17 protein-coding genes and 5 pseudogenes are annotated in these 21,986 nt (G+C 52.4%); 14 read left to right on the top strand and 8 right to left on the bottom strand.

The annotated features are described in order from the left end of the window. Positions 1-137, top strand: a pseudogene (locus tag DHN60_RS22760) (IS110 family transposase); the annotation flags it as partial. A 459-nt stretch (positions 138-596) separates the two neighbouring features. Here the strand turns inward: DHN60_RS22760 and DHN60_RS21470 are convergent. Continuing rightward, positions 597-1,253 (bottom strand): VPLPA-CTERM sorting domain-containing protein, encoded by a 657-nt coding sequence (locus tag DHN60_RS21470; protein ID WP_108839353.1) that lies wholly within the window; start codon positions 1,251-1,253, stop codon positions 597-599. Between the two features lie 1,805 nt (positions 1,254-3,058). Here DHN60_RS21470 and DHN60_RS21460 point away from each other — a divergent pair. After that, positions 3,059-4,690, top strand: a complete 1,632-nt coding sequence (locus tag DHN60_RS21460) for an oleate hydratase (protein WP_108839351.1) — start codon at positions 3,059-3,061, stop codon at positions 4,688-4,690. Between the two features lie 329 nt (positions 4,691-5,019). Then, positions 5,020-6,958, top strand: a pseudogene (locus DHN60_RS21455) (bifunctional 2',3'-cyclic-nucleotide 2'-phosphodiesterase/3'-nucleotidase). A gap of 656 nt (positions 6,959-7,614) precedes the next feature. Here the strand turns inward: DHN60_RS21455 and DHN60_RS21450 are convergent. Further along, positions 7,615-8,319, bottom strand: coding sequence for an IS6 family transposase (locus DHN60_RS21450; protein WP_108839350.1), 705 nt, complete (start codon positions 8,317-8,319; stop codon positions 7,615-7,617). A 180-nt stretch (positions 8,320-8,499) separates the two neighbouring features. On the opposite strand from DHN60_RS21450, the gene DHN60_RS21445 reads away from it, so the two are divergent. The 10 genes from DHN60_RS21445 (at position 8,500) to DHN60_RS22990 (ending at position 16,719) form a co-directional block, all read left to right on the top strand. Further along, complete coding sequence (locus DHN60_RS21445) at positions 8,500-9,543, top strand: helix-turn-helix domain-containing protein (RefSeq protein ID WP_108839349.1); 1,044 nt, start codon at positions 8,500-8,502, stop codon at positions 9,541-9,543. A gap of 145 nt (positions 9,544-9,688) precedes the next feature. Beyond that, positions 9,689-9,979, top strand: coding sequence for a hypothetical protein (locus tag DHN60_RS21440; protein WP_108839348.1), 291 nt, complete (start codon positions 9,689-9,691; stop codon positions 9,977-9,979). Positions 9,980-10,066: 87 nt separating this feature from the next. Next, complete coding sequence (locus DHN60_RS21435; protein ID WP_108839347.1) at positions 10,067-10,381, top strand: hypothetical protein; 315 nt, start codon at positions 10,067-10,069, stop codon at positions 10,379-10,381. A 97-nt stretch (positions 10,382-10,478) separates the two neighbouring features. After that, the gene (locus DHN60_RS21430) at positions 10,479-10,697 is read left to right on the top strand and encodes a DUF3955 domain-containing protein (RefSeq protein ID WP_108839346.1); all 219 of its coding nucleotides are present in this window, start codon (positions 10,479-10,481) and stop codon (positions 10,695-10,697) included. Between the two features lie 85 nt (positions 10,698-10,782). After that, positions 10,783-13,722 carry an autotransporter domain-containing protein gene (locus tag DHN60_RS21425; RefSeq protein ID WP_108839345.1) on the top strand — a complete coding sequence of 980 codons (2,940 nt, stop codon included), beginning with the start codon at positions 10,783-10,785 and terminating at the stop codon, positions 13,720-13,722. Between the two features lie 148 nt (positions 13,723-13,870). Continuing rightward, the gene (locus tag DHN60_RS21420) at positions 13,871-14,383 is read left to right on the top strand and encodes a DUF805 domain-containing protein (protein WP_108839344.1); all 513 of its coding nucleotides are present in this window, start codon (positions 13,871-13,873) and stop codon (positions 14,381-14,383) included. A 66-nt stretch (positions 14,384-14,449) separates the two neighbouring features. Then, positions 14,450-14,734, top strand: coding sequence for a hypothetical protein (locus DHN60_RS21415; RefSeq protein WP_108839343.1), 285 nt, complete (start codon positions 14,450-14,452; stop codon positions 14,732-14,734). Positions 14,735-14,834: 100 nt separating this feature from the next. Further along, positions 14,835-15,620 (top strand): hypothetical protein, encoded by a 786-nt coding sequence (locus DHN60_RS21410; RefSeq protein ID WP_234423741.1) that lies wholly within the window; start codon positions 14,835-14,837, stop codon positions 15,618-15,620. Then, positions 15,611-16,141, top strand: a complete 531-nt coding sequence (locus DHN60_RS21405) for a hypothetical protein (protein WP_108839342.1) — start codon at positions 15,611-15,613, stop codon at positions 16,139-16,141. Before DHN60_RS21410 ends, DHN60_RS21405 begins: the two co-directional genes overlap by 10 nt. Before the next feature lie 56 nt (positions 16,142-16,197). Further along, positions 16,198-16,719 (top strand): DUF1835 domain-containing protein, encoded by a 522-nt coding sequence (locus DHN60_RS22990; protein WP_108839341.1) that lies wholly within the window; start codon positions 16,198-16,200, stop codon positions 16,717-16,719. A 28-nt stretch (positions 16,720-16,747) separates the two neighbouring features. Here DHN60_RS22990 and DHN60_RS21395 read toward each other — a convergent pair whose 3' ends face one another. From DHN60_RS21395 to DHN60_RS21370, 6 genes and pseudogenes are all read right to left on the bottom strand, one after another. Continuing rightward, positions 16,748-17,452, bottom strand: coding sequence for an IS6 family transposase (locus DHN60_RS21395; RefSeq protein WP_108839340.1), 705 nt, complete (start codon positions 17,450-17,452; stop codon positions 16,748-16,750). A gap of 88 nt (positions 17,453-17,540) precedes the next feature. Then, positions 17,541-18,095 (bottom strand): hypothetical protein, encoded by a 555-nt coding sequence (locus DHN60_RS21390; RefSeq protein WP_108839339.1) that lies wholly within the window; start codon positions 18,093-18,095, stop codon positions 17,541-17,543. Between the two features lie 205 nt (positions 18,096-18,300). After that, a complete protein-coding gene (locus tag DHN60_RS21385) occupies positions 18,301-19,296 on the bottom strand; it encodes a hypothetical protein (protein ID WP_159089333.1) in 996 nt (331 codons plus the stop codon). 156 nt (positions 19,297-19,452) lie between these two features. Next, positions 19,453-19,884: pseudogene (locus tag DHN60_RS21380) on the bottom strand (transposase); the annotation flags it as partial. A 56-nt stretch (positions 19,885-19,940) separates the two neighbouring features. Next, positions 19,941-20,504, bottom strand: a pseudogene (locus DHN60_RS21375) (IS6 family transposase); the annotation flags it as partial. 54 nt (positions 20,505-20,558) lie between these two features. After that, on the bottom strand, positions 20,559-21,263 hold the full coding sequence (locus tag DHN60_RS21370) for an IS6 family transposase (RefSeq protein WP_108839337.1): 705 nt from the start codon (positions 21,261-21,263) through the stop codon (positions 20,559-20,561). A 579-nt stretch (positions 21,264-21,842) separates the two neighbouring features. Between DHN60_RS21370 and DHN60_RS22755 the strand changes: the two are divergent. Next, positions 21,843-21,986, top strand: a pseudogene (locus tag DHN60_RS22755) (IS110 family transposase); the annotation flags it as partial.

Raw genomic sequence — 21,986 nt, 5'->3', positions numbered from 1 at the left:
GGTTTGATCCATGGTTTGCAGACATTCTGTCCCGCAAACCAAGCAGAGTGGCGGCTGTTGCCATGGCCAACAAAACCGCACGCATGATCTGGGCCGTACTGAACCGGAATGAGCCATACAAAGTGAGGTCCGTTTAAACACACCGGCGTAAACACAGGAGTTTGCAAGACCAATGAAGTGATGGAACTTTGTCAGCCCTAAAACCAAGACGCCCCGTGCTTTGTCCTGAACGCTTGCTGTTCGAGTTGCGGAATGGGACTTGGTTGGTGGAAACCATCAGGGCCAGCGGCCATGTGCGTCGCGCGAATAGGCCGAACACAAGACTGCTTCTGACAAATCCAAATCATCAAATAGGACTTGCAAAAAGGGAGCCATCCACACAGGACAAAGCACCCTGATACACACGCGGCGAAAATCACCAAGATTGCTCAACCAAGACGCTAACTCTGCAACTCACTTTGGAAATGCGGTCGGAACTATCAAATTCTGCTTCCGGCCATGAATGAGACTTTTGAGCGACCGCTGATACCAGTTGGGCAAATAAAAAGGGCACCTGAAAAAGTGCCCTTTCGTTACCCTGTTAATACGTCAGTCGCTCAGGACTTGCGGCGTCCAAAGCGGCGCATCGCGCCCAAACCGCCGAGGCCTGCAAGAAGCATTAGACCTGCCGCAGGAAGAGGTACAGGTTGAACACCAACGGCATCTACGTCAAAGGCTCCACCGCCTGAGCTCGTATCGACGAGTGCCAAGTACGAGAACGGGCCACCGATATTGACTGTTGCGCCGCCTAACACATTTGCGGGGCCATTCGGCAGAGAGGCTACGAGACCAAAACCCAAAACTTGAAGGTCGGCCAGAGTGAAGCCGTCATCGTCGGCTGTGTATGCACCATTCAACGCGTAGACATCAATGGACTCTGCGAATGAACAGGTAGGTCCACCACATCCGAATGTAACTTCGAAGATATTAGCATCACCGCCGAAAACCGTTCCGAATCCAAGAACAACCGCGGTTAATTGGGGGATGGAGAAGAAACCACCCTCTGTATCAGTAAAAACATCGGGGGCACCAAGAGCGTCGCCCGGATTGTCCCGCTCGGTTGTGTTAGTTTGCGCTTCCGCATCCCAGCCCGCACCAGCAAGACCGGCATCGCCTACGTCAATCTGTGTTGCCCAGACTGTCGCTGCATGTGCTGCCGTGAATGAGGTGCCAAGCACAAAGGCAGATGCTATAAATAAATTCTTAAAGTCCATGTTGTGTCACCGTTTGGCTTAGCCAGTTGCTAGTTACATTTACGGCGCTGCGTTGCATAGGTCGCCGGGTTTTATTGTAGGTTCAGTTACAAATTTTAGCCACACTTTGGCAAGAAAAGGCCCCATTTTTGCTGTAATTTGCCATTTCGATGCAAAAATGGCCTTTCGAATCGATAGCTGATAGTGGAAAAACCCGCCTAGGTGGAATTTGCTTCTTGTGCCAGCTTAGTTATCACGGCCGACGGCCCGGATTGATTCGTTCGTGATACCGGCGCTGAGTGTCTGAATTGCTTTTTCCATTGTTCTGGATCGCATAAGGCTCCCAATAAATCATTTTTCAATTCACTTCCAGCATGAGGTGGTGGTTGGGAAAAGCCTACCCAATCGAACCTCGCGAGTGCATCGCCTAATCCCTGGCCTTGGAAGCAGACCTTTAAGAAATCCTCTCGATTGGCAGCAAAGTACGGCAACTCGGTCATAGCGCCATCGAACCTCCCTGCGGGCGGACCAAACGTCCGCTTTTCTGGCGGCGGCGCAACTGATGATGTGGACAACTAGATTGCTGGATCTGCAAATCTAGGCGCCAGACCATGACTGCTCTGGGCTCAAGGCGGTCATCTGAGTGTTTTAGTCGGATGTCCAGTGTTCCTTGCTAAGCAGACATTGCTGTGGCCGAGTCCAATAATTGCGGCTTCGTGCTTCAACTGCGACAGGAGGATTGTCCGTGTCGCATCTCTACTGGCTTCACGAAGCACATTTGAAACGCATTAAACATCTGTTCCCGAAGTCACTTGGGGTTGCGCGGGTCTATGTGAGTCCAGACCGTAGGGAAGAAGGCTGGTATAATTATTTAGGAAAGCTCATAAATTCAGACCCTCAGAAGCGGGCGAAGAACAAAATGAACCTCTGGAGTCCCACTGTGCATTTCCCCTTCCTTTACAAAACATGGCCATTTTTACCGAGCGCATAGCGGTACCTAAATACGCACAAAAGCGTTCAAAAAACGCTGCATAGCCGAGTAGCCTCCGCCCCTGACCTCTATCCAAACACGCGCGGCCAGGAACAGTTTTGTCGAGTTCACAATTACCTCGGGCGGGAGAACATCAAGAACTTCCCGCTTTAGCCGATACGGCAACTGATCCCAATGTTCTTGGTCCGACATTTCGCTGGCCCCCGAAGTATTCGAAGCAGCAGTATGTCCTTCAAAGAAACGTCGTATGTTATGGGGATGATCCGGGACTTCCACTCGACCGCCGTGCTTTAGACACCTCGTAGAGCCGCGCATAGCGGGCGCCTGGCATGGGTTGCCGCTTCTGTTGATTCCACGGCACCGTTTTGCCCCGCGCATCGCTGACAGGCCCTTGGAACGCCCCTGAGACGTCAGGTTATCAGGTGTTGGGCGTCCGCGTCGAATTGCGGGCTTCGCACTACTCGCCGCTTCCGCGACTGCTTGAAGGAAACGGGTTTGACGGTTTGTCGGCATTTGGAGCTCTCTTGATTGCCATCAAAAGTACTACGGGGAGCAAGTTCTGTAAAACATCGAACATATACCCATTCCATAAAGCGGACGTTCGTTCAATGTGCAGCGAACGACCGCTCTGAGCCCGAAGCCGTCAAATTTAATTCGCGCTCTTCGTTCGTGCGACCAGATCGCCTGAGAGCCAACGGCATGGGGTTAGAAAACAAATAAGCCCTTAGCGCGACAACAATCAGATAAGTCTGGAGGATAACGGTTGGCTGATCAAAAGTTCACCTTGCCTACAGCTTTGCCGGAGTTATTCTGCATTTCAAATGAGGAGAGTAGAATGGGCCAGATGCAAGATAGCAGCAGCAATACCAAGGTTTATCTCAACGGTCTGGGCCTAGGATCTATATCGGCCGCAGTTTATCTGGTCCAGAAAGCCGGTTTTGATCCGGCGAACATCCATATTTTCGAACAAAACCCGGAGAGAGATCTGGTAGGCGGCTCTATGGATGCCTCAATGAAAATGGTCGACGGCAAGCCTGTCTATTTCATGCGCGGTAGCCGGATGTACGAAGACAAGGTCTACTGCTGCACCAAAGAGCTTTGGTCGCTTATCCCCTATGACGAACATGGTTCTTGCCTCGACGATCATGAGCGCAACCATGAAGAATGCCAGGTCGATACCGTCGTCCGCCTGCTGCATGCAGATGGAGAAAAGGACAGCGGCCACGACCTCGGCCTCGGCCCAATTGAGACAGTTCAGATGGCGCGCTTGATGGCAACACCGGAGTCGTCGATTCCCGATGATGCCAAAATCACCGACTATTTCAGTGACGCCTTTTTCCGCAGCAACTACTGGTACATGTGGCGCGCCCTTTTCGCATTTCAGCCATGGCACTCGGCGGTAGAGATGCGACGTTATATGCGTCTCTTTTTCCACCGGATGTCCGACATGGAAAAGATGACCTCGCTCGAACGTACCCGCTACACGAATTACCATTCCTTCGTCTTGCCGGCGTTGCGCCTCCTGACTGAGAAAGGCGTGAACATCCACTACAATTGCCGCATCACGGACGCAGACTTCAAAGTCGACGGCAGACAGCGCTGGATTGAGCGCTTGCATTTGGAGAGCTCGGACGGTGAGGTCATGGACCCGATCGAGGTTCAGCCGCACGATAGGGCATTCTTGACGATTGGTTCAATCGTATCCAACCACGCCTATGGGTCCCACGACCAACCCGTCTCGATGTCGCCCCCGGAGAAGCCAAGCGGAGCGTACTTGCTCTGGCAGAAATTGGTGGCCAAGCAATCTGACTTGGGCCGCCCTGAGCGCTTCCTGCGGGATGTATCGCTCTCCAGGATGATGCATTGCACTGTGACCTTCCGCGGCAGCCTTTTTGAGCGAAAGTTCCAGTGGCTCGTAGAGCGGTTGATGGGACGGCAAAGCCCATTACCCCTTACGCACTCACCTTGGATCTTGCATCTGCACACCTATCGGCAACCCTTTTATCCTGGACAGGCCGCAGACACCTGCGTGATCTGGGTTTCAGCCCTCGGCGAGGACAACGAAGGGCAATTCGTGAAAAAGCCAATGTATGAGTGTACAGGGCGCGAGATTCTGGAGGAGATCCTTGGTCATCTCTGGGGCGACCTGGACGGGGACGAAAAAGCAGAACTCCTTGACACCTCGTACTGCGTTCCCTGTCGCTTGCCCTATGGCATTTCTCAGTTTTTGCCTCGTGCAGAAGGGGACCGACCACCTGTCATTCCCGAAGGGTCTCAGAACTTCGCATTGCTGGGGCAGTTTGTGGAGATCCCCGACGGGATCGTGTTCACCACCGAGTACAGCGTCCTCGGGGCGATCTTGGCGATAAAGGGGCTGGTGAACGCCTCGATCGAACCTCCTGCGATGTATTTCGGCCAGCACGACCCATGGACAAACTTGGCGACGGCCAAGGCTATCCTCAGATGAGGGTTGTACTACCCCCCAATGAAAATTGCCACTAGGCTGGCCGCAATAGGGGGTTCTGCACTTTCAGCGAAAGACTGCTTGGTCCCGCAAGGCGGTCGTTCAGGCAGAGCGCAGCGAACGACAGGTCTGAACCCATTTTACCAGATGCTTTAGGTTTCTCGATTGATTTCAGTGGAGGTCTTTGCAACCTTGGTTTTGTTTCGAAAACTTAGGTGAGTGTAATCTTGGCTGAACAGCGACAAGTTGCGAAAATGCGATCTTTGGGGTGACACACACGGCTCACACACGCATGGTTAGAATAATCAGATCAACAATGGGGAATCAGGATCATGTCTTTAACACTCAGCCGTCGCAGCTTTATTGCAAGCACTGCGGGTTTTATTGCCCTGCACCCGTTTTCCGCCCACGCAGCCAGCAATCAGGCGCATTTGCGGATCATGGAAACAACCGACCTGCACGTCCACGTGTTCCCCTACGACTATTACGCTGACAAACCCCGGGACACTGTCGGGCTGGCCCGCACGGCTTCGTTAATCCAGAGCATTCGCGACGAAGCGTCAAATTCGCTTCTCATCGACAATGGCGATTTTTTGCAAGGGAACCCGATGGGCGACTACATCGCCTATGAGCGCGGCATGAAAGACGGGGACATGCACCCCATCATTGAGGCGATGAACACGCTTGGCTTTGATGCCTCGACCTTGGGCAATCACGAGTTCAACTATGGTCTCGATTTCCTGATGAAGTCCCTTGCAGGGGCCAATTTCCCGGTGGTGAATGCCAACGTGACGCTGGAACTGGGCAGCGACCCGACACAGGATAAGACGCTTATCCCGCCTTATGTCATCCTTGATCACACGGTCACCGATGGCGCTGGTAAAGAACAGGCGATCAAGGTTGGCCTCATCGGCTTTACCCCGCCACAGGTCATGAATTGGGACCGTCGCCATCTTGAGGGCAAAGTTCAGGCGCGCGATATCCTTGAGACCGCCAAAGCCTATATCCCGCAGATGAAAGAACAGGGCGCAGACATCATTGTGGTACTGTCCCATTCCGGTATCGGTGCTGCGGATGCCAGCGACGGCATGGAAAACGCCGCTGTTCCGCTGGCCGGGTTGGACGGTGTGGATGCTATTCTGACCGGCCACAGTCACCTTGTTTTCCCCTCGCCCGGTTATGCTGAATTTGCGGGCGCGGACGTGGATGCGGGCACCCTGATGGGAACACCCGCCACGATGGGCGGATTCTGGGGCAGTCACATGGGTCTGATTGATCTGCTGATCGAAAAAGACGGCAATGAATGGCGTGTGGTGTCTGCCGTTTCCGAAGCGCGGCCCATTTCCAAACGCAACGAAGACCGGTCCACCAYTGSYCTTGTTSWMAKCGWTSCAGAGSTYCTCGCSTSGKTACAGAYGRRMCATGAGACACACTCTACKTMGCMRTKTGSSCWAKWYSGACCCMTAAGCRCTKRCKTYRGWYRCCGACGATCCGTCGGTTCAGATCGTGTCCATKGCGCAGCTTTGGTACATTGAACAGATGATGCAGGGCACAAAGCATGAAGGCCTGCCAATCCTATCGGCTGCGGCCCCGTTCAAAGCGGGTGGCCGCGGCGGACCAGAGTATTACACGGATGTTCCGAAAGGGGATGTGGCGATCAAGAACGTCTCTGACCTCTACCTCTACCCCAACACTGCGCGCGCCGTGCGGGTCACCGGGCAACAGGTCAAGGATTGGCTGGAACGCTCGGCTGGTATTTTCAATCAGGTCGCGCCCGGGGCGCAGKACGTTGTGCTGCTGAATCCCGCCTTTCCAAGCTACAACTTCGATGTGATTGACGGTGTCGAGTATCAGATCGATCTGTCACAGCCCTCGAAATATGACCCCAAAGGCGTGTTGCTGGACGAGAATGCGAACCGCATCGTCAACCTGACCTATAACGGCGCACCACTGGACATGGCGGCAGAGTTCATCATCGCCACAAACAACTACCGCGCGGGCGGCGGCGGCAGCTTTCCCGGTGCCAGTGCCGAGACCACAGTCTTTGAAGGGCCCGACACCAACCGCGATGTGATCGTGCGCTACATTGTCGAAAAAGGCACGATCAGTCCGCGTGCCGACAGCAACTGGTCCTTTGCGCCGATGGAAGGCACAACGGTCCTCTTCGACACGGGACCTGCAGCCAGCGCTTACATCGACCAGGTCGACGTCGATATTGAAGARGCGGGCGAAGGCCCAGACGGCTTTGCCCGTTTCCGCATTTCGCTGTAGGCTGGGTCCCTTGAAAGTGTAAATGCCGCGCTGCGTTTCCGAACGTGCCTACGTCAGAGACGGAATTGCTTGGATTGGTACGAAGTGACCGCTTCGTCCCGCAGCTGAGACATCCGATGCTGACGCAGCGAACGACTGGTTTGGATTTGGTGCAATTTGGCCGCGTTTAATGACCGCTTTCGGGAAATCGCGCTGCAGTGCCGCGAATTGTTCCACAATCTAGTGGAAGCCTGGTGACGAAGTTCGCTGCACCAGCATCAGGCAGCTTCGTCCGCACAGCGGTCTTCGGCACCTCGGGGCGTGAACGACCGCTTTGAGGCACCCCACTGGTTTTGTTGCTCCAATGTACTCTGACCCAAAACCAAGGTCTGAAATCAAAAATCTACAGATTGTCTTTTGACGTCTGAGAATGAAAAACGAGGTGCCGGCCGGGGTGGTCCAGGGGGTGGGGGCATGTTTACTTTGGTGTCAGAATAACTTCGGGCAGCGAGACGGCCCACAAACCTATCCATCCAAAATGGGATGGCGGATAAAATGGGGGACGAGATCTATCACGCGCGCCACAAGTCTCTGATATTAAACGTAATATTTGATTGAAGTGGCGGTGCTGGCAGACTAATTCGAACCAGTCTCTACAAGGACAGCGACACTGTCCATTAATTCGCGCACAGGCCACGCCACTCGGCAAGAGCGGCGGCGCGGTTGAGCTTGAAATTGGTTCGACTTGAGAGGCAGCGTTCCTGATTAAAGTGATTGTAGACTGCAGCGTGGACGGAGGAGAATTTCTGCAAACTTCGCATGCGCCTGAAACGGAACATCGCCCTCTCTCGTCGTCGGAACGGCAGGTGCGAGTTCTCCGCCCTGTTGTTCAGCCAACGGCCTGTTTCTTGCCTGTCGGCGGCACCGATCTCTTTCAGTGCGGCGCCGTATGAGCGTAACAGGTCCGTGACGATCACCTCGGGTCGACCATGTTTGCGCATTGCTTTCCTTAGGAATTTTAGCGCGGCCTTCTTGTCGCGCGTCTTCGTCACGAAGCTTTCCAGAACTTCGCCTTCATGATCAACGGCCCGCCAAAGATAGTGTCTCTCGCCGTTGATCTTCACGAACATCTCGTCCAGATGCCAGCGCCATCGGCTGGATTTCATGCCGTCGATCCGGCGCTTGCGGATCTCCGCAGCAAACATCGGCCCAAACCGATGCCACCAATATCGCACAGCCTCGTGGCTGACATCGATGCCCCGTTCATGGAGCAAATCTTCCACATTTCGAAGAGACAGAGGAAATCGCACGTAGAGCATCACCGCCAGGCGGATAATCTCACGGCTCGTTTTGAAGTAGCGAAATGGGTCAGGTTTGGTCATATTCGGAAGGTACGGAACTGCCCTACCCGTCTCAAGCTAGTTTGCTCTGACAGTGCCCGATTTCTTAATAAATGCGCTTCCATTAAGTTTCGTTTATTTTCTTCCTGAGTTACAGTGTGATTTGGAAGCAAAGAACTCGAATGAATAAACTCTGCTGACATCGCTTGGTAGGGCTACGGAATGGCTGCACATTATTACGTCAATACATTTGATTTGCCGCCAGATCAGGCGCGAGCAATTTGGTGTGAGATAACCGACGAAACATATGATCTTACTTCAGCAATCTGTGCGGGGAGCGATTATAGATTTGCCTCGCATATGTGGTTTGCAAAGGACATCTTATTTTTCCGATTCCGAGCGAAAGCAAACACCATAACCAGACCAAGTATGCTGGTCGAGGAGCACCCCAATCACTTCATAAAGGTTAAGTTGTATAAGTATGGCGGAGAAACCATTGAGTTAGATGGTGAAAAACTCCACTTGGATAGCAGCTCACTTCACTTTATCGATCAAAATCGACCCAAGAGCGAGGTTCACACAGATCACGAACTGATGTCGATCTTTTTGCCCTATCACGTACTTGGGTATGACCCGTCGAGGCATCCGCCAGTCTTAAGTTTCAGCCTTGATTCTGCCTTCGGACGTTTTCTTTTGGCGACCATTGACGCCGCATTTCAGGAGCTTGAAAATTTGAGCCAGAATGAGACTGCGGCTCTTGCAGAAAGCATCTCCGGGGTGCTTAGAAGCGTTCTAACCAATGGAAGATATGAAGAAAAAACTTCAGATACGCAGTATGACCAAGTGAATACCGTCAAAGGATTCATCGAAAAGAATCTCAAACACACTTGGCTTGGCGTGGACGTGATATGCCAAGAATTGAATCTGTCCAGAGCGACACTATACCGCCACCTAAACGAGTTTGGAGGTTTGAACCGCTACATTCTTTTACGCCGGTTGAACAATGCATATAGGGATTTGTCGGAAGCACAGCCCGTGCGAGGCGTTGTTAAGGCAGCTTCTGAACGTTGGGGGTTTGCTTCACAAGCTCACTTCAGTCGGGCGTTTAAGGAAGAATTTGATGTAACCCCGGTGTCTTTGGTCGGTCGGTGGGCTCGAAATCCTCATGACACGACAACAACGGACATCGCTCAAGAACACGGGAAAATCTCTCAATATTCGCCGGGCATCGCTGCGCTAAAGTGGGCGTTCGAACGTTACAGATAGTCGATAAGACTTTTGGTATCCACTTGAGACTCTCAAACAAGAGGATTGAGACTGGTAACTAACGACAACCAAAGAACAAGTGGTTAATGAATGGTTTAAATGTCTTCGGAAAATGAGAACCATGAGTATACAAAGACATATTGTGATGTTGGCGCTAAGCAAAACGCCAAAGATATTGTTGACGGCCTTGCTACCACTTGCCCTTGCCGCCTGCGTCGAGACGTCTGGCTCCTCGAGTGGAGCTGTGATGAAAGCGTCCTGCCCTTCTGATCTCGGCGGTAACGAGTGCGAATATTACATGGACGGTTTCAGAGCTGGCGCAAATGATGGCAGCATGGGCATCAGCATGGCTTATCAACGCCACGAAGGCTACGACTCACGCTTCGAGCCGTATTTTGCCCGAGGGTATCAAGCCGGCTGGATGCAGACACAGTAACCCGAAGACAGCGCGAAGTTGCGCGCGAAAATTCAGTCATGCGCAATCTGTGACGACAAGCGACGCGCACAAAAAGGGAAACGGAAAATGGGCAAGGCCGTTATAGGGATCATTGGTTTGGTCATAGGTGCGGTGCTGGGGACAGTGTTTGGCGGTGCAGCAATGACGGGGACCGCAGCAGGGCTCGGGGTCGCCTCAGGCCTTAACGCAGGTATATGTGCAACGGTTCAAGCCGCTGAGAACGAACGACTGCTTTCGCCAGAACAGGTCGATCAGGTACTGACGCGGGCCGCATCAGACTTAATGGCTCTTCAGGGACGGGAGCCAGAAGGCGACATCCTCGGAACTTCGGCGCATTGCGAGAAGGTCATGGCGGACCTCGCTGAAGCAGCCAAGAATTAAGCCAAAGTCCCTGGCGCCCAGAGCGTTTTCTTTCTGGCGTGCTGACGCTCAGGTCTTTCGGGTGCGCCACCTGAGCTGGCTAGAAAGGAGTAAGACCATGACGAAACTCACACTGCTTTCTCTGGCTCTGCTAGCCATTGGATTGGTGTTCTGGGCTGTGTATGATGCCCAGGGGGCATCTGTCGGTGAAAACGGCGTCTTGCAGGAGCCCTTCCATTTTCTGGCTCTCGGCTGGCTTTTCGTTCTGGCCGGAGTCGCCACGCTGGCCGGCGCAGTCTGCGTCAGAACCGTCAAGCGTCTTGTGGGCGCAAAATGAGTCTTCCTTTGGCGACAACAAGGCTACTTACAAACCGGCTGGTCAAGTCGACTGCCGGCCCGATGATTGAGTGGTAACAAGTAATATGAAAATCATACTCTTTCCGGCGATCATATCGCTCGCCTTTAGTACGGCATCCTACGCGGACACGCTTGAACTCAACTACGGAGGCTTTGTTAACGTTCTCGGCGGTATCGGTACCAGTGATCCAAAGTATGACTCACTGCTCTTCAAGGATACCACCGAAGTGAAACTCTACTTCGAAGAAGATCTCACCTACCAGCAACCTGACTTCTATAATGTATGGGAAAACGTCACCTTTAATGACCCGCTGGCAGCAAGCCGAATGTCAGTTGACCTACTCGGCACAAATCTCAGCGGTGGTGACCGCGATCTCAGCAGAGGTTACGTGCGCCTTTTACGTATCTCCGACATGACACTCAACAATGTCGATTTCAATAGCGACGCGGTAAAGCTCATCTTTATTGGCAACGATAATAGCCTGACACTCAATAACTCCACCATGGACCTGAGGGACATTGAGATTTTGCCCCAAGCCGGCGCTCCCATGCTTCTGCAGGTGCAATCTGGCGTCAACAAATTCACCGGATGGAAAGGCAACATCAGCCCCTCTGAATTCACGCTCAACATCGCAAGTGGCGCAAGCTTCGAGCTGTTCTACTCCGGCGATCTAGGGGTCACCAGCATCCCCGGCCGAAGAGTCAACTTCAGAGGCCCAATCCAAGGCACGATCGATGGCGAACTCTTTCTACATTACTCCAATGTCTACATGAACTCGACAGACAATCTAGAGTTTACCAATGGCTCCAAGCTACGCCTCAAAGGCAGTGGAACCTTACTCGAAGTCGAAGAAATTGCCTTCGACAGCAGCGCGATCGACCTCGGTATCAATACCACCTTACAAGTCAACCAAGAGATCAAACTCACCAATACCGCATTGAGCTTCGGCAATCAGGGCGTACTCGTACTCAACACCGACGGTGTCATCAGCACCCTTGGCAACGTCAGTCTGGATGGCAGCGACACAAACTCTGGCATTCGCGGCAAAGGGTTGCTCCACCTAAACAACCTTGGTGGCTCGACACAATTTTCCCAGCACAACATTGCCGAGAGCAGCGTCGATGTCCTCATAATACAAGATGCGTCCTCGATGGATTTGCAAAACACGATATTTACGGTCAACTCACAGATGCAAGCCAGTCACAACGCCTCGATCAATCTCGCAGATTCCACCTTCGCACTCAACGGCTACACTGGTCGCAACACCTCACTCTTCGACTTAAATGTAGATAATCTCAGCTACTTCCGCGTCAACAGTCGTGGCGAATGGTATCAAAGCCCTAATAGCGTTATTAACAATGAGGGCTCTATTTACATTGAGGGTAATTACTTTGCCAATGGCACTATTGACGGCAACGGCTTGATCTCGATCCTTGAAGAAGGTGTCATGGACTTCGGCTTCAACGACCACAATGTCTATACGCTCGTCACCGACAACCGAATACTCTTCGAGCCCGACTTCTTAAACCAGCCAACCAGTGCTGATGGCGGCGCCCTCAAAGTCCGTCTTGACGTCACCGGTGGCAGCGCCAGTAACGATCGCATACTCTACGGCGATGGCGATGTCACCCTGACACAAATGCGTGCACTGAACGTCGGCCTCACTCAGGCATTAACCGCCGACGAACTTGATGGCCAGACCTTCACCCTCATACAGGCACAAAACAGCGGTGTCGCCGGCACCCTCATCGATGGAGCCAGCGCGCCCCTGGTCGAAGGGGCCGACATCCCTGCACTGATCGACTTTACCATCACCGATACCAACACAAACGGGAAGCCTGACCTCACCTTAAACGCCCAAAAACAAAACAATAATTCCTTACTCACGCACCCCTCCGCAACGACTGCCAACCAGCAGGGTGCGGCTCAACTCGCTGCCAGCGCAGGCAATAGTGGCAACACCACGATCAACAATACACTCAATCAACTCACCAACGGCCAAGTTGGCAGCTACTTAAATTCCCTCCATCCCGAGGCCTATGCATCCAACATGACGGTTGCTTTGGAACATAGAGATCACTTGCGCAATATGGTTCTTGGAAGCGCGCGGGGCAGCGCCGCAGGAGGGAACCGGGTCGAGGGTTTGACCGATGAGGGTCGCAGAGTTTGGATAGATTCGGGGTTGATGGAAGGAACTATAGATAAAAACGGTGATTTGGCGGGATTTAATTATAATCTCGGTAACGTCGTGTTGGGCGCGGATCTCTGGTCAAATGGAAATGCAGTCGTTGGAGCCTTTTTGGGCTACGGACGTTATTCAATGGATGAGCATTCGTCATCAACCACATCTTTGGATCTTTCGTCGGATGCTTACCACGTTGGTGCTTATGGGAAGTACGATGTTCCCAACTGGTCATTTACGGGCATGGCTGGGTTTTCTTGGGCCAATACAAAAGCCACGCGCGAAGCCTTCTTAGGCACAGTATCAAACATTCATAATGCCGATTACGACAGCCGAACATTTCAAGCAGAAGTTCGCGCCGAGTACACCAATTTTCTGACCAGCGGATCTTGGAGCGTGTCGCCGGAGATTGGCTTGGGCTATGCACGCTACGACCAAGACGCCTTTTCTGAAAGTGGCCCGAGCGACACTGCATTGGCGATCCAGAATGCGACAGCAGAGAGTCTTGTCGGAAGCATCGGGTTGAATGCGACAGGCCCAATTTTTGCTGGCGGCCTCGAGCCGATTGCTTCCCTTCGGTATGAACACGACTTCCTTGCTGCGCGGGACAGTGCGCACGAGATAATCGCTGCGTTTGCATCCTCTCCAGGTGTCTCGCAGTCCTTTTTTGGAACGCATCGTGGTCCTGATGCTGTTTCGATCAGTCTTGGCCTCAGAAGTGCGCCTGGTCGTTCTGTCGATGTGTCTGCTGGAGTTGTCTACACCAAAAACACCTATGGCGATGAATTTGGGGGCGGCCTGAGGGTTTCATGGAGATTTTAACACGCGAGCCAAGACGGATTTGATCATTTCTAGTGAGGTTTCGGCGGGCAGGTCAGAATTCACCAGGTGCAACTTCTTGATTGTCACTTTGAAAATGGTACCGTTTTTATTCAGTTAAGCGAATTTAGTGAACTGCAAGGAGGAACAGATGGGATTTAGCGACACGATCAAGACATGTTTTAGAAAGTACCTTGTGTTTTCAGGGCGCGCAACACGACCGGAGTACTGGTGGTTTGTGCTTTTCGTCGTTGTAACGAGTGCGCTCTTGGCTGTTGTTGACAGCCTTCTTTTTGGTTCCAATCCTGAAACCGGTGAAGGCACACACGTGTTGTCCAGCGTGTTCCAGCTTGGTGTTGTGATCCCTATGCTGGCTGCTGGGTGGAGACGCTTGCATGATACCGGTAAGCCTGGATGGTATTTGCTGCTTCCCATGGCTCTTAGCATTGCAACCATGGTTATGCTAATGACAGGAGTTGTCGCATTTTCGGCTCTGGAACAAAGCGTTGAAGATCCTGAGGCACTCAGAGGTCCAGCAGCATTTCTGGGGGGAACCGGGATTATGGTGGTATCCATCCTACAACTAATTCTGTCGGTGTTGATGATCTGGTGGTTGACCCGGCCATCCGACGAAGGGGCAAACGAATACGGCCCTCCGGCGTGATGACAACTGAACAGCATAAGCCGCTTAGTATTCTGGGCTGAAACTTAACTCTGAAAAGGAAAGAAAATGAAAAAGTATGGCGTTCTATTGGCAGGTGCTTCCCTTGTTTTGCTGACTGCATGTGATGAACAGACGGCTCAATCAATGGGAAGCACAGCGGCGGCTGAGCTAAACTGTATCGCCAAAACCAATGAGGTAGTGGGCGTTTCGGGGACCAGCGTATCTGATGTGACCAAATTAGAAGACGGATACAGTTTTCTGATGAAAGTTCCTGACGCCGAACAGCCTTGGGTTTGTGAAACTGACGTGGCAGGAAATGCTAACAACGTATTCTATCTCGGTGAAGGCTAACCACTTTGCCCAAAGGAGAGCCGGTGAACCGGCTCTCCATAATCGCCTACCGATTTCCCGGCTTTCGGAAATCCCAATATCCGCTCTCTAAGGAGGCAAGATGAAGCACCATATCATGATCGCCGTGGGCACGCTGGCGCTAACATTAACGACGGCAACGACGGCCGCTGCCGAATGGGTTTACAGCTCCACCCCTGCACCCAACGCTTACGTTCAGGCCAATAACTCGACATTGGAACTGCAATGTGACCGTATTCGCTTTGCGCCCCCTGGCTACGAAGACAGTCAGGATATCATAGCGAAACAGGGGATTTCCATTCGCTTTATGAAAAATGGGACGACTGAAGTTGGTTCTTTCCAGGTAGGCCGCGAGAACGCTGACCTGCAAATCGTGGATAATTATCCGGTCGAAGTGGCCTTTAGGAGCATGGAAGATTACGGTTTCGTGCTTGACCAGATCGCAGCAAATGTCTCGGTCAACCTGTCCATGATCGATCAGGAAGTCACATATGGAATTTTTGACCTGAAGGGCTCCGGTTCGGCGATCAAAAAGCTTCGTGCCGCGTGTGGAGGAAGCGCATCCACTTCAACCTCAACGCAGTATGAAGCACCCGAGGGCGTTGTTTATTGTGGTGGCGGTGGGATCAAACGCCAGATCGAATACGCAATTCTCGAAAACCCGGATGGGGACTGGGATGCTATTGTCTCCATCAATGGAGATACAGTAAGGGCGATGACTGCGTATAGCTATTTCGGAAACTCGGAGCCGCCGAAGGGGTTTGTAGTAGCGCTCCTTGGAGAGGACAGATCTGAGTTTCTGGTTTTCAAGGAAGGTTCTGAGAACTGGTTGGAGTACGGTGACTATCGGTACGATCAATGCAACTGACGACTGTCACCAGTTCACTGCGCCATTCTCCAGTTCTGAGACTTGCCAGGCTTTTTTCTGCTTTTGCTGCTTTGTGTATTGCCTCGTTCGGACCTGCAAACGCGGCTGATGTGAAAGAGTTGCCCAAAGGATTGCAGGCCAAAGTCGAGATTGCCAAGAAAGCTTGTGAAGAATTCGACAATGGTGAGTTCGGTCTGGGATGGGGGGCCGTCGAGAGAGTTGATCTAGATGGGGACCTGTACAGCGACTGGGTTCTAAACGAGTTTGGTTTTGCGTGCTCTACCGCGGCTTCGCTTTACTGCGGAACAGGTGGATGTATGTCTCATTTTCTGGTGAGCGATGAAGTCCATTCCATGCTGAACAAGGGATGGAATATCGTGACTTTTGGGGCTGAAAAAGTTCTTCTATCGCAGGTGCATGGCTCACAATGTGGTGGGATCAACCCAACGTCGTGTGTGACAGCCAGCGTTTGGGACAGTGAAGAAAAAGCGTGGCGCTCGACCGGTGCAGAGTGGGAATGATAACGGTGCGCGCGACAATATTCAGACCCGCTGATCTTCTGCTTTTTCTGCTCTAGATGCTCGAATTTTTGCATATTGCGCTTGGAGATAGTGCGGCTGGGAGCCTTCGAGTTGCATGCAGAAATCACGGTATGCCGGGGTCCGTGTTCTGCATACCTGATGACTTCAGCCACGGACCACTAGATGATGGTCGATCAAGGGTCGACTACATGCGGCGCTGCTTCGAGGGATATGATGACTGGTGTATAAAAGTTGATGATGCCTTTACCCCGTGGAATGCCCTAGTTTCCAAAATTGGCAAAGCGAATGTAGATACGGTTGTCGTTTGGGCAGGAGACAACGTATCTGAGGAAACGTTCCTTTGCATGGCCTGTTGGTGGTTACGCGAACAGCCCGTTCGGCTGCTTCGTCCAGTCGTTCGATCCAAGCCTAACCGCAACTATGTTGCCGTCCAGGCACCGGCCGATCTGGCTGAGATGTTTCCTACGGCGGGCGAACTAAACGATGCGGTTCGTGGCGAAAAAGTATACTCTTTCAGAAGGCTATGCGACGGGTGCTGCCAGACTAATTCGAACTAGTCTCCGCAAGTACAGTGAAGCTGCCCCGTTAACTCGCGCCAAGACCACGCCACTCAGCCAGAGCGGTGGCGCGGTTGAGCTTGAAATTTGGTCTCGTTGAAAGGCTGCGTTCCTGATTAAAGTGATTGTAGACTGAAGCCTGGACGGAGGCGAATTTCTGCAAACTTCGCATCCGTCTGAACCGAAGCATCGCCCGCTCTCGTCGTCGAAACGGCAGATGCGAGTTCTCGGCCCTGTTGTTCAACCAGCGACCAGTTTCCTGTCTGTCTGCAGCGCCCATCTCCTTCAGAGCCGCGCCATACGATGCCAGCCCGTCCGTCACGATCATGTCGGGGCTGCCGTGCTTACGCATTGCTTTCTTTAAGAATTTCAACGCAGCCTTCTTATCACGTGCCTTTGTGACGAAGCTTTCTAGGATTTCGCCTTCATGATCGACGGCCCGCCAGAGATAGTGCTGTTCGCCGTTGATTTTCACGAACACCTCATCCAGATGCCAGCGCCACTTGCTGGATTTCATGCCCGCAATCCGCCGTTTTCTGATCTCGGACGCGAACATCGGACCGAACCGATGCCACCAATATCTGACGGCTTCATGGCTGACATCGATGCCGCGTTCATGAAGCAGGTCTTCCACATTGCGGAGCGACAGCGGAAACCGGACGTACAACATCACTGCCAGGCGGATAATCTCACGGCTCGTTTTGAAATAGCGAAATGGATCAGATTTTGTCATCTTTAGACGCTACGAAACCGCCCTGCCCGGCTCAAGTCAGTTTCTTCTGACAGTGCCCCAATCAGTTTCCTCTGACACTGCGGACTGATTAATTGGCGGCTTTATGGAGCTGATCAATGCTTGCAAGTTTACCTTTGCAATTGGTGGTCAAATCGCTGATTTCTTGCGCTGCTACAGGGTCATCGGCATCGTAGCGCGCATAAATGCTACGAAGTTGATCACGATACACATCAAAACTTTCGTGGTATTGCCGCTCCATGTCGGCGCGGTTGGCAAGGTCAAATCGTTGCAACGCGTCAGCAAACACGGTGTAATCTATTTTCAGTAGATCGCGTTGATCCGCAAATCTCTCAGAATCATTTCCAAGCATTGAGATATTGGAAAAGTACTCTCGTTGGACGATGCAAAACATTGACAGCTCTATTTGTTGTTGCAAAAGGCCTCGCTCGGCGGGGCTCAATCCATCACTCAGCATCGATTCTAGCTTGCGTTCATACAATCTTTGGGCACCCGCTAAGATATCATATGAAAGACCAAGTCGGTCCAAGTCGGATTTATGATACATCTCCAATTGAGCACAAACCATTGATGGGATCAGCCCGATGAGAACGACAAATGGGCCAAAGCACTTGAGTTTTGTCATGGCATGTTCCCTCCTATTGAATGCCCGAAATCCTACAATGGGCTTCCCCACAGTTTAAGTCGGCCTTAAGTTTTAGAAGAGCCACTCGCAACGAAATAAGTGAGTTCTGAAGTCTTCTTCACCGATTTGAACGTCTTTGACTGGCCATTAACAAGCACAGTATTTCTCCGCGTTACGAACCTTCCGCGATCATCTGGCGTAAGCCTCATTCTAACAGGTCTGTGCGGTTTACTGCGACTGCCAGTTCAACAAAAGACTTCCACAAGTCTTTGCCTGGCAATCGGTAGGTCTTCCAATCTTCGCCAATGAAATAACCGGCACCGATGTCCTTGCCATCGTATAGGCGCAGGGCCCGTATGTCTTCTGGCGACAGTCTTGTGACGACAAATTGGGGTTGCCTTGGATTGCTGTCAGGTTGTGCCACTGTGTGGCCCTTGAACACATAATCGCTCTCGTAGCGTCCACCTCCGGACACATCACTGGTGCGAATGAATATCTCCGCTCTTTCGGCGTGTTTCTGACTGAAACTCTGATCTCCATTGTAGGTGAACCAGAGGAAGAAAGCATCATCAATAGGAAAGTAGACCAGGCTCATTGTCTCATCATCTACACTGGCTGATGACTCAAAACTTTCCGCCAAAGTTCCAGCGTTTTTCTGCCCTCTGTAGGTCCAGGGCCGGATTCCGCCCAACGGAACGGCCCTTGCCTGACGGGCTTTGAGCTGAGCCGCATCTGACTCGGCTTGTGCGATGGCGTGTTGCTCGTCATCCGCAACCGCAACATCATGGGCCACGCGCTCCAGGGCTGTCGAAATCGCTGCGCGAGACCCTTTCAGCGGGCTTCTGTACGCGACCTCTCCGAGTTTCAGAGTGATCGAGGAATGTGACTGCAATAGCTCAAGGATGCTATGGTTGATTGGGAACCTCAGGATACCAATCCCGGCTTCGGGCCGCGGGGACACCTCTGTGAATTCAGTGTTCACTTCAAAAAACATGAGCTTTCCATCAGGTGCGGTCAATGTCACCTTAGGGCTGCTTACATTGGAATTTGGTTCAATGCCAAAGGCAAGGTACCATTGACCGGTTCCGGGTTCATTTTCGACAATCACTACATCTTTGTAGATGGCAGCATGATTGTTGCCTTGGCTGACAGCTCTCCAGCTTTCGGCGAAAACTGAACTACTGAAGGTCATCGCAGGCAAAAGCAGTATGGTGAAAAAAAGCGCGCGTAGATTCATTGGGTCCCCTAGTCCTCATAAATACGTTACATGGAAGGCCCGCAGGTTCAAGTTTAACGACAAGTTGGGTGCTGCCAGACTAATTCGAACCAGTCTCCGCAAGGACAGTGACACTGTCCATTAATTCGCGCAGAGACCGCGCCACTCAGCAAGAGCAGCGGCGCGGTTGAGTTTGAAATTCGTTCGAGTTGAGAGGCTGCGTTCCTGATTAAAATGATTGTAGATAGATGCGTGAACTGCGGCGAATTTCTGCAAACTTCGCATGCGCCTGAAGCGGAGCATGGCCCGTTCTCGTCGTCGAAAAGGCAGATGGGAATTCTCGGCCCGATTGTTAAGCCAGCAACCAGTTTCCTGCCTGTTTGCGGCGCCGATCTCTTTCAGCGCAGCGCCATATGAGCGCAGCAGGTCCGTGACGATCACCTCGGGCCGGCCATGCTTACGCATTGCTTTCTTTAGGAATTTCAAGGCGGCCTTCTTATCACGAGTCTTTGTGACGAAGCTTTCCAGAACTTCACCCTCGTGATCCACGGCACGCCAAAGGTAATGTCGCTCACAGGTGCTGTCAGACCAATTCGAACCAGTCTCAGTTTACCGCAGAACGCGTGAACTTATCCGGAACAAAGCTGACGCCACTCGGAGAGAGCAGCGGTGCGATTGAGTTTGAAATTGTCTCGTGAGTAGAGGTGGCGTTCCTGGTTGAAGTGGTTGTGGACTGATGAATGAACTGCGGCAAATTTCTGCAAACATCGCATTTGCCTGAAGCGGAGCATCGCCCGTTCTCGTCGTCGAAACGGCAGGTGAGAATTCTCAGCACGATTGTTCAACCAGCGACCCGTTTCCTGTTTCGTTACGTTTCCAATGTCCTTCATCGCAGCACCGTAGGATCGGAGTTTGTCCGTAACGATAACTTCTGGGCTGCCGTATCGTTTCATTGATTTCCTGAGGAATTTCAACGCAGCTTTGCGGTCCCGACGCTTAGTAACATAGCTTTCCAGCACTTCGCCTTCGTGGTCCACAGCACGCCACAGGTAATGCGTATCGCCGTTGATCTTCACGAATACCTCGTCCATGTGCCACTGCCAGTTCGAATAGGATCGCATACGGCTGACCCTGTTTCTGCGGATTTCGGCGGCGAACATCGGGCCAAATCTATTCCACCAGAACCGAACCGTTGGTGCTGGCAGACTAATTCGAACTGGTCTCTACAAGGGCAGAGACACTGTCCATTAACTCGCGCCAAGACCACGCCACTCAGCCAGAGCGGCGGCGCGGTTGAGCTTGAAATTTGGTCTCGTTGAAAGGCTGCGTTCCTGATTAAAGGGATTGTAGACGGAAGCGTGGACGGCGGCGAATTTCTGCAAACTTCGCATGCGCCGGAAGCGGAGCATCGCCCGTTCTCGTCGTCGAAAAGGCAGGTGAGAATTCTCGGCACGATTGTTCAACCAGCGACCGGTTTCCTGTCTGCCTGCAGCGCCAATCTCCTTCAAAGCCGCGCCATACGATGCCAGCCCGTCCGTCACGACCACGTCAGGACTGCCGTGCTTACGCATTGCTTTCTTTAAGAATTTCAATGCGGCTTTCTTGTCGCGTGTCTTTGTTACGAAGCTTTCCAGGACTTCGCCCTCATGATCGACAGCCCGCCATAGATAATGCCGCTCGCCGTTGATTTTCACGAACACCTCATCCAGATGCCAGCGCCACTTGCTGGATTTCATGCCCGCAATCCGCCGCTTTCTGATCTCTGCGGCAAACATCGGACCGAACCGATGCCACCAAAACCTCACAGCTTCATGGCTCACATCAATGCCGCGCTCATGCAGCAGATCTTCCACATTGCGGAGCGACAATGGAAACCGCACGTACAGCATCACTGCCAGGCGGATTATCTCACGGCTCGTTTTGAAATAGCGAAATGGATCAGGTTTGGTCATGCCTGAACGCTACAAAACCGCCCTGCCCGTCTCAAGCTAATTTGCTCTGACAGTGCCTTACTGTTTTCCAGCCGTGGACCGTCTTGCTCCGCCGCGCTTGGCATACTGGATTGATCCGCGTCCCAACCTTCGCGACAAATGCTGCGAAGATCAAGCATGAGCACTATGGGCTCTGAGCGGTCGTTCACCAAGTTTTGGCGACCGTCGGCTATATGGCGTTGAGCAGTCGTTCACGAACGGAAATTCAATGTTTTGGTCCTGAACGACTGGTTTCATCAAATGCGGACACCGACGAAAAATCGGTCTACTTCTGCTATGCGGACAAAGCTGCCTGATGCTGGTGCAGCGAACTTCGTGATCGGGCGTCCGACAAATTGTGGAACAATTCGCGGCACCGCAGCGCGATTTCCTGAAAGCAGTCATTCAACGCGACCGAATTGCCTCAAATCCAATCCGGTCATTCGCTGCGTCAGCATCGGACGTCTGAGTTGCGGATGGGGTGGATGGCTCCTGCATCACCCGGCGTCGTAATGCGCCATATTGCAGCTGCTATGAACCGCTTTTGAGAGGAGCCACCCAATGCAAGTTACAACAATCGGTTTAGATTTAGCCAAGAACATTTTTCAGATCCACGGTATCGACGACCATGGTGAGGTTGTATTCAACCGCGCGCTGAGACGGGCGCAAGTCCTGGCATTTTTTGAACGCCTCGAGCCATGTTTG

The sequence above is a fragment of the Tateyamaria sp. Alg231-49 genome (genome assembly GCF_900143535.1).
Taxonomy (GTDB): Bacteria; Pseudomonadota; Alphaproteobacteria; order Rhodobacterales; family Rhodobacteraceae; genus Tateyamaria.
The sequence above is the reverse complement of the archived record's forward strand: the minus strand, read 5'-3'. Positions and strand labels throughout refer to the sequence as shown.